General features: G+C 73.1%; 13 protein-coding genes and 3 pseudogenes. 7 read left to right on the top strand and 9 right to left on the bottom strand.

The annotated features are described in order from the left end of the window. From JNW91_RS32660 to JNW91_RS25015, 4 genes and pseudogenes are all read left to right on the top strand, one after another. Positions 1 to 315: pseudogene (locus JNW91_RS32660) on the top strand (hypothetical protein); the annotation flags it as partial. A 64-nt stretch (positions 316 to 379) separates the two neighbouring features. Continuing rightward, positions 380 to 843 (top strand): annotated as a pseudogene (locus tag JNW91_RS25025) (DUF4442 domain-containing protein). A 59-nt stretch (positions 844 to 902) separates the two neighbouring features. Next, complete coding sequence (locus JNW91_RS25020; protein ID WP_203177846.1) at positions 903 to 1,715, top strand: HAD family hydrolase; 813 nt, start codon at positions 903 to 905, stop codon at positions 1,713 to 1,715. Then, complete coding sequence (locus JNW91_RS25015) at positions 1,712 to 4,084, top strand: glycoside hydrolase family 65 protein (RefSeq protein WP_203177845.1); 2,373 nt, start codon at positions 1,712 to 1,714, stop codon at positions 4,082 to 4,084. The genes JNW91_RS25020 and JNW91_RS25015 overlap by 4 nt, the downstream gene beginning before the upstream one ends. A gap of 45 nt (positions 4,085 to 4,129) precedes the next feature. Here the strand turns inward: JNW91_RS25015 and JNW91_RS25010 are convergent, their stop codons facing one another. Then, complete coding sequence (locus JNW91_RS25010) at positions 4,130 to 4,309, bottom strand: hypothetical protein (protein WP_203177844.1); 180 nt, start codon at positions 4,307 to 4,309, stop codon at positions 4,130 to 4,132. 169 nt (positions 4,310 to 4,478) lie between these two features. Here JNW91_RS25010 and JNW91_RS25005 point away from each other — a divergent pair, with 169 nt between their 5' ends. Next, complete coding sequence (locus tag JNW91_RS25005) at positions 4,479 to 5,132, top strand: dienelactone hydrolase family protein (RefSeq protein ID WP_203177843.1); 654 nt, start codon at positions 4,479 to 4,481, stop codon at positions 5,130 to 5,132. On the opposite strand, the gene JNW91_RS25000 is transcribed toward JNW91_RS25005, so the two are convergent. Then, on the bottom strand, positions 5,122 to 6,291 hold the full coding sequence (locus tag JNW91_RS25000; RefSeq protein ID WP_238425653.1) for an AI-2E family transporter: 1,170 nt from the start codon (positions 6,289 to 6,291) through the stop codon (positions 5,122 to 5,124). The genes JNW91_RS25005 and JNW91_RS25000 overlap by 11 nt on opposite strands. Positions 6,292 to 6,547: 256 nt before the next feature. Here JNW91_RS25000 and JNW91_RS24995 point away from each other — a divergent pair, with 256 nt between their 5' ends. After that, positions 6,548 to 6,730 carry an antitoxin gene (locus JNW91_RS24995; RefSeq protein ID WP_203177842.1) on the top strand — a complete coding sequence of 61 codons (183 nt, stop codon included), beginning with the start codon at positions 6,548 to 6,550 and terminating at the stop codon, positions 6,728 to 6,730. Positions 6,731 to 6,800: 70 nt separating this feature from the next. Here JNW91_RS24995 and JNW91_RS24990 read toward each other — a convergent pair whose 3' ends face one another. Then, entirely contained in the window at positions 6,801 to 7,406 is a 606-nt protein-coding gene (locus JNW91_RS24990; RefSeq protein WP_203177841.1) for a hemerythrin domain-containing protein, read from the bottom strand. A 177-nt stretch (positions 7,407 to 7,583) separates the two neighbouring features. Between JNW91_RS24990 and JNW91_RS24985 the strand changes: the two genes are divergently transcribed. Continuing rightward, on the top strand, positions 7,584 to 8,909 hold the full coding sequence (locus JNW91_RS24985; RefSeq protein WP_203177840.1) for an FUSC family protein: 1,326 nt from the start codon (positions 7,584 to 7,586) through the stop codon (positions 8,907 to 8,909). Positions 8,910 to 8,919: 10 nt separating this feature from the next. Here the strand turns inward: JNW91_RS24985 and JNW91_RS24980 are convergent, their stop codons facing one another. The 6 genes and pseudogenes from JNW91_RS24980 to JNW91_RS24955 all read right to left on the bottom strand — a co-directional run. Further along, positions 8,920 to 9,576 carry a C39 family peptidase gene (locus tag JNW91_RS24980; protein WP_203177839.1) on the bottom strand — a complete coding sequence of 219 codons (657 nt, stop codon included), beginning with the start codon at positions 9,574 to 9,576 and terminating at the stop codon, positions 8,920 to 8,922. Positions 9,577 to 9,809: 233 nt separating this feature from the next. Beyond that, on the bottom strand, positions 9,810 to 10,217 hold the full coding sequence (locus tag JNW91_RS24975) for a pyridoxamine 5'-phosphate oxidase family protein (protein ID WP_203177838.1): 408 nt from the start codon (positions 10,215 to 10,217) through the stop codon (positions 9,810 to 9,812). A 31-nt stretch (positions 10,218 to 10,248) separates the two neighbouring features. Then, the gene (locus JNW91_RS24970; RefSeq protein ID WP_203177837.1) at positions 10,249 to 10,590 is read right to left on the bottom strand and encodes a YkvA family protein; all 342 of its coding nucleotides are present in this window, start codon (positions 10,588 to 10,590) and stop codon (positions 10,249 to 10,251) included. A 74-nt stretch (positions 10,591 to 10,664) separates the two neighbouring features. After that, a complete protein-coding gene (locus JNW91_RS24965; RefSeq protein WP_203177836.1) occupies positions 10,665 to 11,459 on the bottom strand; it encodes a hypothetical protein in 795 nt (264 codons plus the stop codon). A 250-nt stretch (positions 11,460 to 11,709) separates the two neighbouring features. After that, the gene (locus tag JNW91_RS24960; RefSeq protein ID WP_203177835.1) at positions 11,710 to 11,895 is read right to left on the bottom strand and encodes a hypothetical protein; all 186 of its coding nucleotides are present in this window, start codon (positions 11,893 to 11,895) and stop codon (positions 11,710 to 11,712) included. Positions 11,896 to 12,259: 364 nt separating this feature from the next. Next, positions 12,260 to 12,593: pseudogene (locus tag JNW91_RS24955) on the bottom strand (WXG100 family type VII secretion target); the annotation flags it as partial.

Here is a 12,593-nt window from a genome sequence, read left to right as displayed (position 1 = left end):
ACCGCCGCGACCGTCGCGCCGGCCCAGGTTCCGGCGCAGTGGGGCGGGCAGCCGGCCGGCGTCTCGTTCCCGCCCGGCTACCCGCCGGCGCAGCGCCCGTGGGGCAGCCCGCAGGTGCGCCGTGCCGAGCCGACGCAGCGGCCGGCCAGCATGACCCTGCTCTACATCTGGATCCTGCTCTTCGGCTTCGTCGGCACCCAGTTGGCTTGGACCCTCCGCCCGTTCTTCGGCGACCCGGGTCAGGATTTCGCCCTCTTCCGGAGCATCGACGGCAACTTCTACGCGGAGATCCTGCGGACGATCGCGAACCTCTGAGCACCGGACCGAGTCGGGAAAATCCCTGGTTGTCGGCCTGGTTACCAGCGAGTAACGTCAGGTCATGACCATCGACTCCCGCCAGGTGGCGGCCGGCATGCTCGAGGCGGTGCCCTTCGCCCGGACCCTCGGCGTCGAATTCGTCGAGGTGGCACCCGAGGCGGAGGGCGGGGTGCGGGCAGTCGTCCGCCTTCCCGACTCGCCGGCCACTCACAACCATGTGGGCGGCCCGCACGCCGGCGCCATGTTCGCCCTCGGTGAGACGGCTTCCGGCGCGGTCGTGCTGGCCGCCTTCGGGCACCTGCTCGACCGTGCGTGCCGCTCGCCGTCCGCGCCGACATCGCCTACCGCAAGCTCGCCATGGGCCCGGTGCTGGCGACCGCGCGCCTCGCTCGGCCGCCGCTCGAGGTGATCGACGAGCTGGAAACTGGTCGACGACCCGAGTTCGGCGTCGAGGTGGAGATCACCACCGAGGACGGCACGCCCACCTCGGCGATGACCGTGCTCTGGACGCTGCGGCCGAACTGAGCCTCGTCGGGGCGGCGGAAACGGGTTTGCGGGCCCGGCCGGGTGGTTAGATTCGTACCGTGCTGGGCCTACCTGCTCATGTGACCGCCTGTCTCTTCGATCTGGACGGTGTGCTGACGCAGACCGCCCTGGTGCACAACGCCGCCTGGACGCAGACGTTCGACGAGTTCCTCCGGCAGCGGGCCACCGCCAGCGGGGAGCCCTTCCAACCGTTCGACCCCGGCCCGGACTACAACCGCTACGTCGACGGCCGGCCGCGCGCGGACGGCGTCCGAGCGTTCCTCGCCTCTCGCGGGATCGTGCTGCCCGAGGGCGGCCCCGACGACCCGCCGACCGCCGACACGGTCAACGGCGTGGGCAACCGCAAGAACGTCCTGCTGCTGGAGCGTCTGCGCAGCTCCGGCGTGCAGGTCTACCCGGGTTCGGTGCGCTACCTGGAGGCGGCGACCGCCGCCGGCCTGCGGCGGGCCGTGGTGACCGCGAGTGCCAACGGGCGGGAGGTGGTCGCCGCCGCCGGGCTGGAGCCACTGCTGGAGGGGCGGGTCGACGGGCTGGTGGCCCGGGCCCAGGGGCTGCGCGGCAAGCCGCATCCGGACAGCTTCCTGGCCGGCGCCCGGCTGCTCGGCGTCGACCCGACCCGGGCCGCCGTCTTCGAGGACGCGCTGTCCGGGGTCGCGGCCGGGCGGGCCGGCGGCTTCGGTTACGTGGTCGGCGTCGACCGGGTCGGCCAGGCCGACGAACTGCTCGCCCACGGCGCCGACATCGTGGTCAAGGACCTCGCCGATCTGCTCGACGCGGCCGACCCGCCGGCACCACGCCCGATCGGCGACGCGACCGCCGAGCACGCGGCCGGAGAGCGGGGCACCGCGTGATCCGCGAGCGGGCCTATCCCGTCGAACCATGGCACGTCCGGGAGATCCGGCTCGACATGGATGTGCTGGCCCAGTCCGAGTCGGTCTTCGCGCTCTCCAACGGGCACGTGGGGCTGCGCGGCAACCTCGACGAGGGCGAGCCGCACGGCCTGCCCGGCACCTACCTCAACTCGTTCTACGAGCTGCGCCCCCTGCCCTACGCGGAGGCCGGCTACGGCTTCCCGGAGTCCGGTCAGACCATCGTCAACGTCACCAACGGCAAACTGATCCGGCTGCTCGTCGACGACGAACCGCTCGACGTGCGCTACGGCGAACTGCTCGCCCACGAGCGGATCCTCGACATGCGGGCCGGCACCCTGCACCGGGAGCTGCACTGGCGTTCACCCGCCGGCCGGGAGGTCAAGGTCCGCAGCACCCGGATGGTGTCGTTCACGCAGCGCTCGGTCGCCGCCATCCACTACGAGGTGGAGGCGGTCGACGGGCCGCTGCGGCTGATCGTGCAGTCCGAACTCGTGGCCAACGAGTCGCTGCCGGCGCAGAGCAAGGACCCCCGGGTGGCTGCCGTCCTGGAATCGCCGTTGCAGGCCGAGGAGGAGCTGACCACCCCGGACGGCGGGCAGCTGATCCACCGCACCAAGGTCTCGGGGTTGCGGGTCGCCGCCGCGATGGAACACGAGGTGCACGGCCCGGAGCACACCACCATCGAATCCGAGGGGTACGAGGACTGGGTCCGCACCACGGTCGGCTGCGTGCTCAAGCCCGGTGAGAAGCTACGGGTGGTCAAGTACCTGACGTACGGCTGGTCGAGCCGACGGTCGCTGCCCGCGCTGCGCGACCAGGTCGGCGCGGCGCTGGCCGCGGCCAAGCTGGATGGCTGGGAGGGGCTCTGCCGAGAACAGCGGGGCTACCTCGACGAGTTCTGGGACGCGGCAGACGTGCGGGTCGAGGGAGACCCGGAGGTGCAGCAGGCCGTCCGGTTCGGCCTTTTTCACGTGCTCCAGGCCGGCGCCCGCGCCGAACGACGGCCCATCTCCGCGAAGGGGTTGACCGGCCCGGGATACGACGGGCACGCCTTCTGGGACACCGAGATGTTCGTCCTGCCGGTGCTGACGTACACCCAGCCGAGCGCGGTGCGCAACGCGCTGCACTGGCGGCACAGCACGCTCGACAGCGCCCGCGAGCGGGCCGAGACACTGACCCTGAAGGGGGCCGCCTTCCCCTGGCGGACCATCGAGGGTCCGGAGTCCTCCGGGTACTGGCCGGCCGGCACGGCCGCCTTCCACATCGCCGCCGACATCGCCGACGCGCTGCGGCGCTACGTGCTGGTCTCCGGGGACACCGCGCTGGAGCGGGAGATCGGGCTGGATCTGCTGGTGGAGACCGCTCGCCTGTGGCGGTCGCTCGGCCACCACGACCGGCACGGGCAGTTCCACATCGACGGGGTGACCGGCCCGGACGAGTACACCGCCGTGAAGAACGACAACGTCTACACCAACCTGATGGCACAGCGGAACCTGCTCGCCGCCGCCGAGGTGGTGATGCGCTACCGGGACGACGCCGCCCGCCTCGGGGTCACCGACGAGGAGGCGGCGAGCTGGCGGGACGCCGCCACCTCCATGCACATCCCGTACGACGACGAGATCGGCGTCCACCAGCAGGTGGAGGGGTTCACCCGGCTGGAGGAGTGGGACTTCGCGCACACGCCGGCGGAGAAGTACCCGCTGCTGCTGCACTACCCGTACTTCGACCTGTACCGCAAGCAGGTGATCAAACAGGCCGACCTGGTGCTGGCCATGCACTGGCGGGGGGACGCGTTCACCCCGGAGCAGAAGGTGCGCAACTTCCTCTACTACGAGCGGCGGACCGTGCGCGACTCGTCGCTCTCGGCGTGCACCCAGGCGGTGCTCGCCGCCGAGGTGGGGCATCCCGAGCTGGCGCACATCTATTTGCGCGAGGCCGCGCTGATGGACCTGCACGACCTCAACGAGAACACCCGCGACGGCGTGCACATGGCCTCGCTGGCCGGCGCGTGGATCGCCCTCGTCGGCGGCCTCGGCGGCCTGCGGGACCACGACGGGCGACTGTCGTTCGCTCCCCGGCTCTCCAGCCGCCTGAGCCGACTGGAGTTCTCGCTCCAGTGGCGCGGGCTGGCGCTGCGGGTGGACGTCCGGCCGCACCAGACGACGTACTCGCTGCGGCACGGCGGTCCGGACGACGTGATCGAGCTGCGCCACCACGATCAGGTGCTGCGGGTGACCTGCGACGAACCGGTGACCGTGCCGGTGCCACCGGCCGAGCCGTCCGGACCGCCGCCGGAGCACCCGCCGGGCCGATCGCCGCTGCTACGGCTGCCCGAGCACCAGCAGTGAACGGCCGGGGCGGGATCGCATCCCGCCCGGCGCCGCGCACCTGGGTCAGATCGGTTCGCCGGTGGACGGGCGCCCGATCGCGTCCCGGGGCGCCATCGCCTTGGGGTCGTCGGGCAGGCGGGCCGAAGCGGCCTGGTCCCCGAAGTCCTGGTTGCGCTCGGCGTCCTGTTCCCGCCGGTTCCGCTCGTCCATCTGCTGCTGTCGGGACGGCTGCTGCTTGGCCATGGCGATCCTCGCGATCCGTCGGGGCGCGGTTGCGCCGACACGGTCTGCGGTCGCTCGTCGCGTACCCGACGCCCCATCGGGCAAACGCAGCCGTCGGCGGTGTGATCGTCGTGCGTGCCGTGCGGCGGGCGGGGTACCCCGGCCGCAGGCGAGCACGCGGAGGTGGGTCATGGACGAGCAGCGCAGCACGGTGACGGTTCCGGTCGGGGACGTTCAGCTCCCCGCCGACCTGGTGGTGCCCGCACAGCCGGTCGGCGTGGTGCTGTTCGCGCACGGCAGCGGCAGTTCCCGGCACAGCCCGCGCAACGTGGCGGTGGCCCGGACGCTGAACGACCGTGGGCTCGGCACGGTGCTGGCGGACCTGCTCACCCCGACCGAGGACGAGGTGGACGCGCGCACCGCCGAACTGCGGTTCGACATCGGGCTGTTGGCGAGCCGACTCGCCGGGATCGTCGACTGGTTGGCGGTCGAGCGGCCCGCCGGTGACGTACCGGTCGGCCTGTTCGGTGCCAGCACGGGCGCCGCCGCCGCCCTGGTCGCGGCGTCGTCCCGCGCCGACCGGGTGGCTGCCGTGGTCAGCCGGGGCGGCCGGCCCGACCTGGCCGGCGCCGCGCTGGCCCAGGTGCGTACGCCGACGTTGCTGCTGGTCGGCGGCCTGGACGAGGAAGTGATCACGCTGAACGAGCAGGCTTTGGCCGAGCTGGGGGATGTCGGCGAGCTGCGGGTGGTCCCGGGCGCCACCCACCTCTTCGAGGAGCCCGGCACCCTCGACGAGGTCGCCGAGCAGGCCGGCGCCTGGTTCACCAGCCACCTCAGCCGGTGATCAAACCGTTCGCCGCGGTTCGGCGTCGTTGAACGGTGTCAATGACGCGCCAGAGGACGGCGGTGATCGGGACGCTCACGAAGGCGCCGGCGATGCCCGCGATCAACGTGCCTGCGGTGACCGCCACCAGGATCACCGCCGGATGCAGCCGAACCTGCCGCTTCATGACCAGCGGCTCCAACAGGTTGCCCTCGATCTGCTGCACGGCGATCACCGCGGCGAGGGTGAGCAGGGCGGTGGTCGGCCCGTTGGCGGCCAGCGCCACCAGCACCGCCACCGCACCGGCCACGGTCGCCCCGATGATCGGTACGAAGCCGCCGAGGAAGGTGATCAACGCCAGGGGCAGGGCGAGCGGCACCCGGAGCACCACCAGAGCCAGACCGATGCCGATCGCGTCGATCGCGGCGATCAGCATCGTTCCCCGGCTGTACGCGCCCAGCGTCTGCCAGCCGGCCCGACCTGCCTCGGCCATCACGGGCTGGTTGGGACCGGTCACCCGCGACAGCACCCAGTGCCACATCGACCGGCCGTCCTTGAGCAGGAAGAAGAGCAGCACCAGGGCGAGCAGCGCGGAGCCGACGACCTCACCGGCGGTCCGGGCACCCGCCACCGGGTCCGGCGAGCTGCCGCTGAGCCCCTGCCGGGCCTGCTCGACCAGCCGGTCCAGTTGGGCGTCGGTGACCGGCAGGGTGGACGTGACGAAGTCCCGGCTGCGTTCCAACCCCTGGGTCAGCTCCTGACTGAGCTGGTCGAACTGGCTGGCGGTCAGGTTCCACACCAGCGCGCCGAGCCCGACCAGGATGCCGAGCAGCAGCAGCACCGTCAGCAGCGCGGCCAGCGCCGCCGGCAGCCGTAGCCGGCGCAACAGGAGCAGCACCGGGTCGAGCAGCGCGGTGAGGAAGACGGTGGCGGCCAACGCGATGGCCAGCGGCGCCAGCAGTACGGCGATCCGGCCCAACAGGTAGAGCCCGGCGACGATCACCACCAGGCAGGCGCTCCACAGCACCGCGGTCCGGATCAGCCAGGGCAGGGCCGCCCACGCTTGGCGCGGTCCGGCGTCGCCGTTCGTCGGGGCGTCGCCCGTCGTCGGCGCGGCACCTCGTGTCGCCACCCCGCCTGTCCTCGGCGCGGTGCCCGCCCCGGGTTCGTCTGCCGCCATGTCGGCCCTCCTCGATCTCGGCGAGGTCGGTACCCGGCCGGTCGTGCGCCGACACCCGAATCGCCCCAACAGGGGATCGTCGACCTGGCGGGTGTATTCAGGACGGTCCGGATCGGGGGGCCGGGCCACCCGCGCGGATCGTACGCCGCCCCGGGGGCGGCCCGGACGGTGTTGACGGTCCGCGCCCGGAACGTCGGTGTTTGCGCTGTCCGGCCCAGGGAACGCGTACAGGAGGCGACCGACGGAGGAGAAGCACGTGAGCGACTTCATGGACAAGGCCAAGGACTTCGCGGACAAGCACGACAAGCAGGTCGACCAGGGTATGGAGAAGGCCGGCGACGCGGCCGACAAGCGCACCGGCGGCAAGTACGACGACCAGATCGACAAGGGTGTGGATCAGGCGCAGGCGCGTACCGGTGAGGGCGATCAGGTTCGCTGACGTACCCGGGGTGTCCCGGGCCGCCAAGCATTCGGCGGCCCGGGACTGTCCTGTCCGGACCGTACGTCGGTCAGCGCTGCTGGTTCTCGCGTAGCTCGTCCATCGAGGTCGGCCGGCCACTCAGCGCGTCACGCAGCCGGTCGATCATCCCCGTGCCGGGGGCGAGCAGCTTGTTCGCCGGCGGGTGGTCCGGTGCGCTCGGGTGTGGCCGGGTCGGTGCGACCTTCTTGAACGCCGTCACCTTCGCGGCCAGCTCGACCAGCTCCTCGCGGGCCGTCGCGGCGCGCAGGCGAGGAAAGAGGTCGTTCTCCTCGTCCTGTACGTGGTGCCGGATGGTGCTGGTCAGGTGGGTGAGCAGCTCGTCGAAGCGGGGGTCGGACGGTTCGACCGACTCCAGGTCCTTCATGGTCCTCTCGGCGTCGGAGTGTTCGGCGATCTCGTGTTCGGCGATCTGGTCGCCGTCGGGCAGTACCTTGCGTGCCGTCGGGTAGACGTACGCCTCCTCGGCCACCGCGTGGCGGACGAGCTCGGCGATCACCACGTCGACGATCTGACGGCGGTGCTCGGGGGTGCCCTGCCGCGTCTCCAACTCGACGAAGAGGCTCTCGACCTCACGGTGGTCGGCGACGAGGATGTCGACGACGTCCTGGTCGTCGGTGCTCTGGGGATTGCTCATCTCACTGCCCCTTACCGGTTGCGGATCGGTGGGTGTGTGGCCCCTGGTACCCCGCATCGGCTGGGCAAACCTACGACCACCGATGGATCCGGCGAGGAGGATGAGGCTCGTGTTGTCCCCGGTGCCCGCGGGGCGTACTGGCACGATTGGGCGGCCGGCGCCGGGGTAACCGCCGCCATGACCGACGACCGCCAACCAGCCGACCGCGAGCGGTCGCGGTTCGACGAGGCTGCCGAGCGGAGCGGCCAGGCGGTCGAACGGGTGCGACACCGCGGCGGCCAGGCCGGCCGGGTCCGCGCCCGGCAGTGGGAGGTGACCCTGGTCATCTCGGTCCAGGCCGGGTTGGCCGCCACGATCGCCGCCCTGCTCGCGCAGAACCTGCTCGGCCCCGGATCCCACGTCTTCGCGCCCGCCGCCGCCGTCGGCACGATCGCCACCGCCATCGGCCAGCGGGCCCGGCGCACCTTCGAGCTGCTGTTCGGCGTGGGCCTTGGTATCACCATCGGCGATGGGCTGCGCTTCCTCCTCGGCTCCGGGCCGTGGCAGACCGGCGTGGTGGTCGCCCTCGCCATCGCCAGCGCGTTGCTGGTGGCCGGCCGGGGTGGCGCGCTTGTCGGTCAGGCCGGCGGTACGGCGGTGCTGATCGCCACGCTGGCCCCGATGCAACGAGGTCTGGAGCTGCCCCGGATCTTCGACGCGCTGGTCGGCGGTGCGGTCGGCCTGCTGGTGGTCGCGCTGCTGGTGCCGGTGAACCCGATCCGGGTGCTGGACCGCGCCGCCGCGCCGATCTTCACGGTCCTCAGCGAGCAGCTCGCGGAGCTGGCAGATGCGCTGCGCGAGCGGAACAGCGACCGGACGCGGCGCGTCCTGGACCGGCTCCGCGGCACCGAGGCCGACCTGGGCCGACTGCACGAGTCGCTGAGCGGGGCCGAGGAGGTGGTGACGATCGCGCCGGCCCGCTGGCACCGCCGCCGGCAGTTCCGTCAGTACGCCCGCAGTGCGTCGCAGCTGGAGCGGCTGGTGATAAACAGCCGCGCCATGGCCCGCTGGTCCACGACCGCTCTCCAGTACGACGAGCCGATCCCGCCGGAGCTGCCGGACGCGATCGCCCGGCTGGGTCAGGCGGTGGCGCAGACGCGTACCGAGTGCCGGGTCGGCGACAACCCGCAGCGCACCCGCACGTTGGTCGAGGAATGCGCCGAGTTGGCCGGGCGGGCCGCCGCCACCGGGGTGAAGTCCTTCGGTGACGCGCTCGTCACCGGCCTGCGTACCGCGTCCAGCGACCTGCTGCGGTCCGCCGGTTGCGAACCGGACGAGGCCAACCGGGTCGTACGCAGGGCAGCCGGCGCGGGTGAGGCAGCCGTCCGTCCGCCGGTACGGCGACACCTGCACCGGGCTCCTCCCACCCGCACCAACCGTGCCCGCCGTCGTGCGCACCTCGCCGCTCGGCGGCGCGACGACGACCGGGCCGGCCAGCCCGCTGGGGGAAGGCCGACCCGGTGAGCCGGCAGGATCAGGAGGAGTAGCCGCGTTCGGCGATCCAGTTGGCGACCTTCGGCAGGCTCATCCAGTACTCGCCCAGCGCCGGGTCGGCCGGGTCGGCGACCCGGATGGTGTCCCCGCCGTCGCGGTAGCCGACCAACGTCAGGTAGTGGCCGCCCTCGTACGAGTGCGGGTTGCCGTCGGTGTCCACGGCGGTGCCCTTGATGTTGGCCACCACCGGCCGACCGGCGTCCACCGCGGCCAGCACGTCGTGGCGCAGCTTGTCGACCTGGTCGGGGCGGGCCACCGCGTCACGGATCTCGGTGGTCCGGTACCTGCCACCGGTCAGCTCGTTGAGCACCCGCGTGGTGTCCAGGGCCGAGGGAGTGCCCGCCTCGGTGGTGCCGAGCAGCTTCGCCACCTCGTCCTGGGAGAGCGCCTTGCCCTGCGCGGACAACGCGATCCGTGTCGCGGCCGGACCGCAGTAGTAGAAGTTCGGCTGGGCCTGGTAGTCGATGCCGAGGATCCGCTCGGCGGACCGGTCGGGCTGGCCGCCCCGATCGCTTGACGAGGTCGCGATGCCCTGCACCGGCGCGGCCTGCGCGGCCACCGCGGGGCCGACAGCGCAACCGCCGGCGACCAGCAGGCCGACGACGGACAGGCCGCTCTTCTGGAGGATCGGATTCATGGTCGAGTCTCCGTTCGGGGGGTTGGTGCCTCCGGCTGGCGGAGGGCAGCAGCACCGGGAATGGCGCTCGGCTCAACACGGGGCGACGACCCGCGGCGGTCTCGGCCGTGGGCGTACCGGGGACGTAACGATCCCGTTGCGGCGGGCATTCCACCGTCGGCCCCCGGTGCGGCCGTCGCACTGCGATGCGCGCCACCGGAACCGGACAGACAGCTGATTACGGGACGGCCCGGTCAGAGGCTGCCCAGCAACCGGGTCACGGTGATCTCGATGACCACCCGCTCCGGGTTGGGGCGAGGCGTCCGGTACCGCTCGGCGTAGCGGCGCTCCGCCTCCGCCACGGCGGCCCGATCCGAGCGGAGCACCGCCCGACCCTCGATGGTCAGCCAGCGGCGGCCGTCAACGTGACAGACGGCCACCGGGGCGCCGGCCGCACCGGTGGCGGCCACCTGCCGCGCCTTGCGGGAGGTGCCGGAGGTGATCACACGTGCCAACCCGGCCTCCGGGTCGAGGGTGACCCCGACCGGCACCACGTGCGGAGTGCCGTCGGCGCGCAGGGTGGTCAGCGTCGCGAGATGCCGTTCCGCGCAGAAGGCCGTGACGCGCGGGTCGCGTACGTCCAGCCGATGATCGCCAGCCATGCCCGTCCCCCGTCCACCGAACCGACCTCGATCATGGCACGGGGCGCCGGGCCCGATCCGGGTCCGACGGAGAGTCCGGCTGGCCGGGCAGCCGACGCCCCGCCGCCCGCCGCTGGTGCACCAGCCGGGTGAGATAGATCAGCGCGCCGGCCAGCACGCCCATGTCGTCCAGGTAGATCGGGTCGGGAAGCAGGTCGACCGGGAAGATCGTGTAGATCAGGGCCCCGTAGAAGGCGACCTTGCCGCCCGCGCCGAGCCCGGCCAGCAGCCGCCGGGTCCGCACCACCCGCACGGCCAGCACCACCGCGCCGACAAGTGTGGCGATCGCCAGGATGCCGGCGATCACCACGAGGACCCACGCCTCTCGGGACATGCCGTCACGCTAACCCACGGCCGTGCCCCGGCGTCAGGGCCGCCGGTCGCGTCGCCCGGGCGGCGACAGGTCGATCAGTACGCCGGCACCGCCGCGCGACCCCGGGCCACCACCTGGTTCTCCCGGGTCTGCTCGACCGGCCGGACGACCTCGCTCAGCGGCAGCACCGAGGCCGACTCGGCCACCCGCCGACCGCTCGCCGCGTGGGCCTCCTCGCGAAGGCTGCGAGCCGCCGCGACCGCGAGTTCCGCTGCCCGCCATGCCGCCTGCTCCCGCTCGCGGGCAGCGGCGTGTCGAGCCGCCAGGTTGTCGCGGATCGCCCGCTGCAACACCAACTCCTGCTCGACCGGGTGCAGCCGCGGGTCCCAGCCGGCACGGTGCGCGAACACATCACTGAGCTGCTCCACCGACAGCTCCCGCCGCCAGTACGCGTCCAGCGCGGCCCGGTGCAGGTAGCGCTCGCGGTCCGCGTACTCGGCCGGGGTGCGGGCCGTGTGCGGCAGCGGCATCGCCGCCGCCGTGTCGAGACGCCGGACGGCCGCCTCGGCCGCCTCGCAGGCCTGCCAGGCGGCCTCGACCTCGTCCTGCGCGGCCATCCACTCCGCCCGACGGCGTTGCGCGGTCGTGGTGGCCCGCTCGGCGGCCACCGCGACTTCCTGCACGTAGCGGCTCTGCTCGCGCTCCTGCTGCACCTGCTCGAGTTGGCTGGGCATGGCCGCGCGGCGGATCCGAGCCCCCGGGTCGAGGCGGAGCCGGCCGGGCCGCAGCAGCAGGGCGGCGACAGCGACCGCGACGACCCCGAGCAGGCTCAGCCAGATGGCGGCGGCCCGGGGCACGTCGGGCAGGACGGCGGAGAGGACGGTCTGCATGATCAGCACCTCGCGGTCGAATGGCGGGTATCGGCGGGTGGCAGCGGACGGGATCTCGACGGCAACGGCCGGATCGGACCGGACGGTCGAGCGGATGGCCGGACGGTCGGGCCGCGCCTCGGGCTGGGTCACCGCCGACCGGCGGGCTGGTCACCGTCCGGTGCCGCCCGGCGGTGTGGGGGCTGTCAGGCCCTGACGCGGGACCCGGGCCGGGCCGCGGGAGCGGCCGCGGTCCGATGATCGGCCGAGGTCAGCGGGTCGGCGGACCGCGTCGGGACGGGACACCACGGCCGGGGTCGACGGCCGGTGCGTACCCGGGGCCCACGGTGACCGGAGCGGTCGCCGCGGCGCCGTCGACCGTGTCGGCCGGCGCGGAGCTGACCGGTCGGCTCGCCTGCTCGACAGTGCCGGTGTCGCCCGGTCGGAGGGTGTCCACCCGGCTGCTCACGGCGGTCGGCCGCGGCTGCGTCGGAGTGGGGGGGTGACGTCGCGGCGAGGGCGCCGCCGAGGCCGACCGCGAGCACCAGCGCGGTGACCGCCAGCCGGGTCAGCTCCCGTAGTGACCGCAGCACGGCCCAGCGGGCTGGGCGGACGGACGCTACGGAGGACACCCGACCAACCTATCGCCCGTCCCGGTGCGGCGCAGCTCGACCAGGACGCTTTCCGGCGTGACCGCCACCACCGCGGTCACTGTGGACGAAGGACGCCGGGGCCGCAACGACGGTGGCCCCGTCCGGGACGGGGCCACCGAAACATCACGTGGGTGCACGCCGAGGAGTCGGGCGCAGATCGGGTCGAGGTCAGTCGCCGGTGCCGAGCACCGGGGGCGCGGCGGCCCCACCCTCCCGCCACACCATCTCGTCTTCGGTCAGCCAGGTGAGCCGCTCGTCGGACTCGTCATCACCCGGGCGGCCGCGTCCGCCGAGCAGTCCGGGACGGTTCGCCCCGCCCGCCGCGCGGCCGGTCTCCGCACGCCGCCCATCCATGCTGCGCCCGATCCCGCTGGCGGAGCGGTTGTCGGCCGGGGCCGGCCCTCCGGCCGGCCGGACCGAGGTGGTGGGCGTGCTGCCCGAGCTGGCCAGTGCGGAGGTGCGAAGCACCCCACCGGCCGGAGCGCCGCCCGGGGCGCCGAAG

Source organism: Micromonospora parastrephiae (assembly GCF_016802865.1).
In the GTDB taxonomy this organism is placed as follows: Bacteria; Actinomycetota; Actinomycetes; order Mycobacteriales; family Micromonosporaceae; genus Micromonospora; species Micromonospora parastrephiae.
The sequence above is the reverse complement of the archived record's forward strand: the minus strand, read 5'-3'. Positions and strand labels throughout refer to the sequence as shown.

What these genes read in the sequence shown, in the direction of transcription:
- JNW91_RS25010 (WP_203177844.1), bottom strand. Translation starts at nt 4,309, where the DNA reads ATGGCCAAGCAGCAGCCGTCCCGACAGCAGCAGATGGACGAGCGGAAC.
- JNW91_RS25005 (WP_203177843.1), top strand. Translation starts at nt 4,479, where the DNA reads ATGGACGAGCAGCGCAGCACGGTGACGGTTCCGGTCGGGGACGTTCAG.
- JNW91_RS25000 (WP_238425653.1), bottom strand. Translation starts at nt 6,291, where the DNA reads ATGGCGGCAGACGAACCCGGGGCGGGCACCGCGCCGAGGACAGGCGGG.
- JNW91_RS24990 (WP_203177841.1), bottom strand. Translation starts at nt 7,406, where the DNA reads ATGAGCAATCCCCAGAGCACCGACGACCAGGACGTCGTCGACATCCTC.
- JNW91_RS24985 (WP_203177840.1), top strand. Translation starts at nt 7,584, where the DNA reads ATGACCGACGACCGCCAACCAGCCGACCGCGAGCGGTCGCGGTTCGAC.
- JNW91_RS24980 (WP_203177839.1), bottom strand. Translation starts at nt 9,576, where the DNA reads ATGAATCCGATCCTCCAGAAGAGCGGCCTGTCCGTCGTCGGCCTGCTG.
- JNW91_RS24975 (WP_203177838.1), bottom strand. Translation starts at nt 10,217, where the DNA reads ATGGCTGGCGATCATCGGCTGGACGTACGCGACCCGCGCGTCACGGCC.
- JNW91_RS24970 (WP_203177837.1), bottom strand. Translation starts at nt 10,590, where the DNA reads ATGTCCCGAGAGGCGTGGGTCCTCGTGGTGATCGCCGGCATCCTGGCG.
- JNW91_RS24965 (WP_203177836.1), bottom strand. Translation starts at nt 11,459, where the DNA reads ATGCAGACCGTCCTCTCCGCCGTCCTGCCCGACGTGCCCCGGGCCGCC.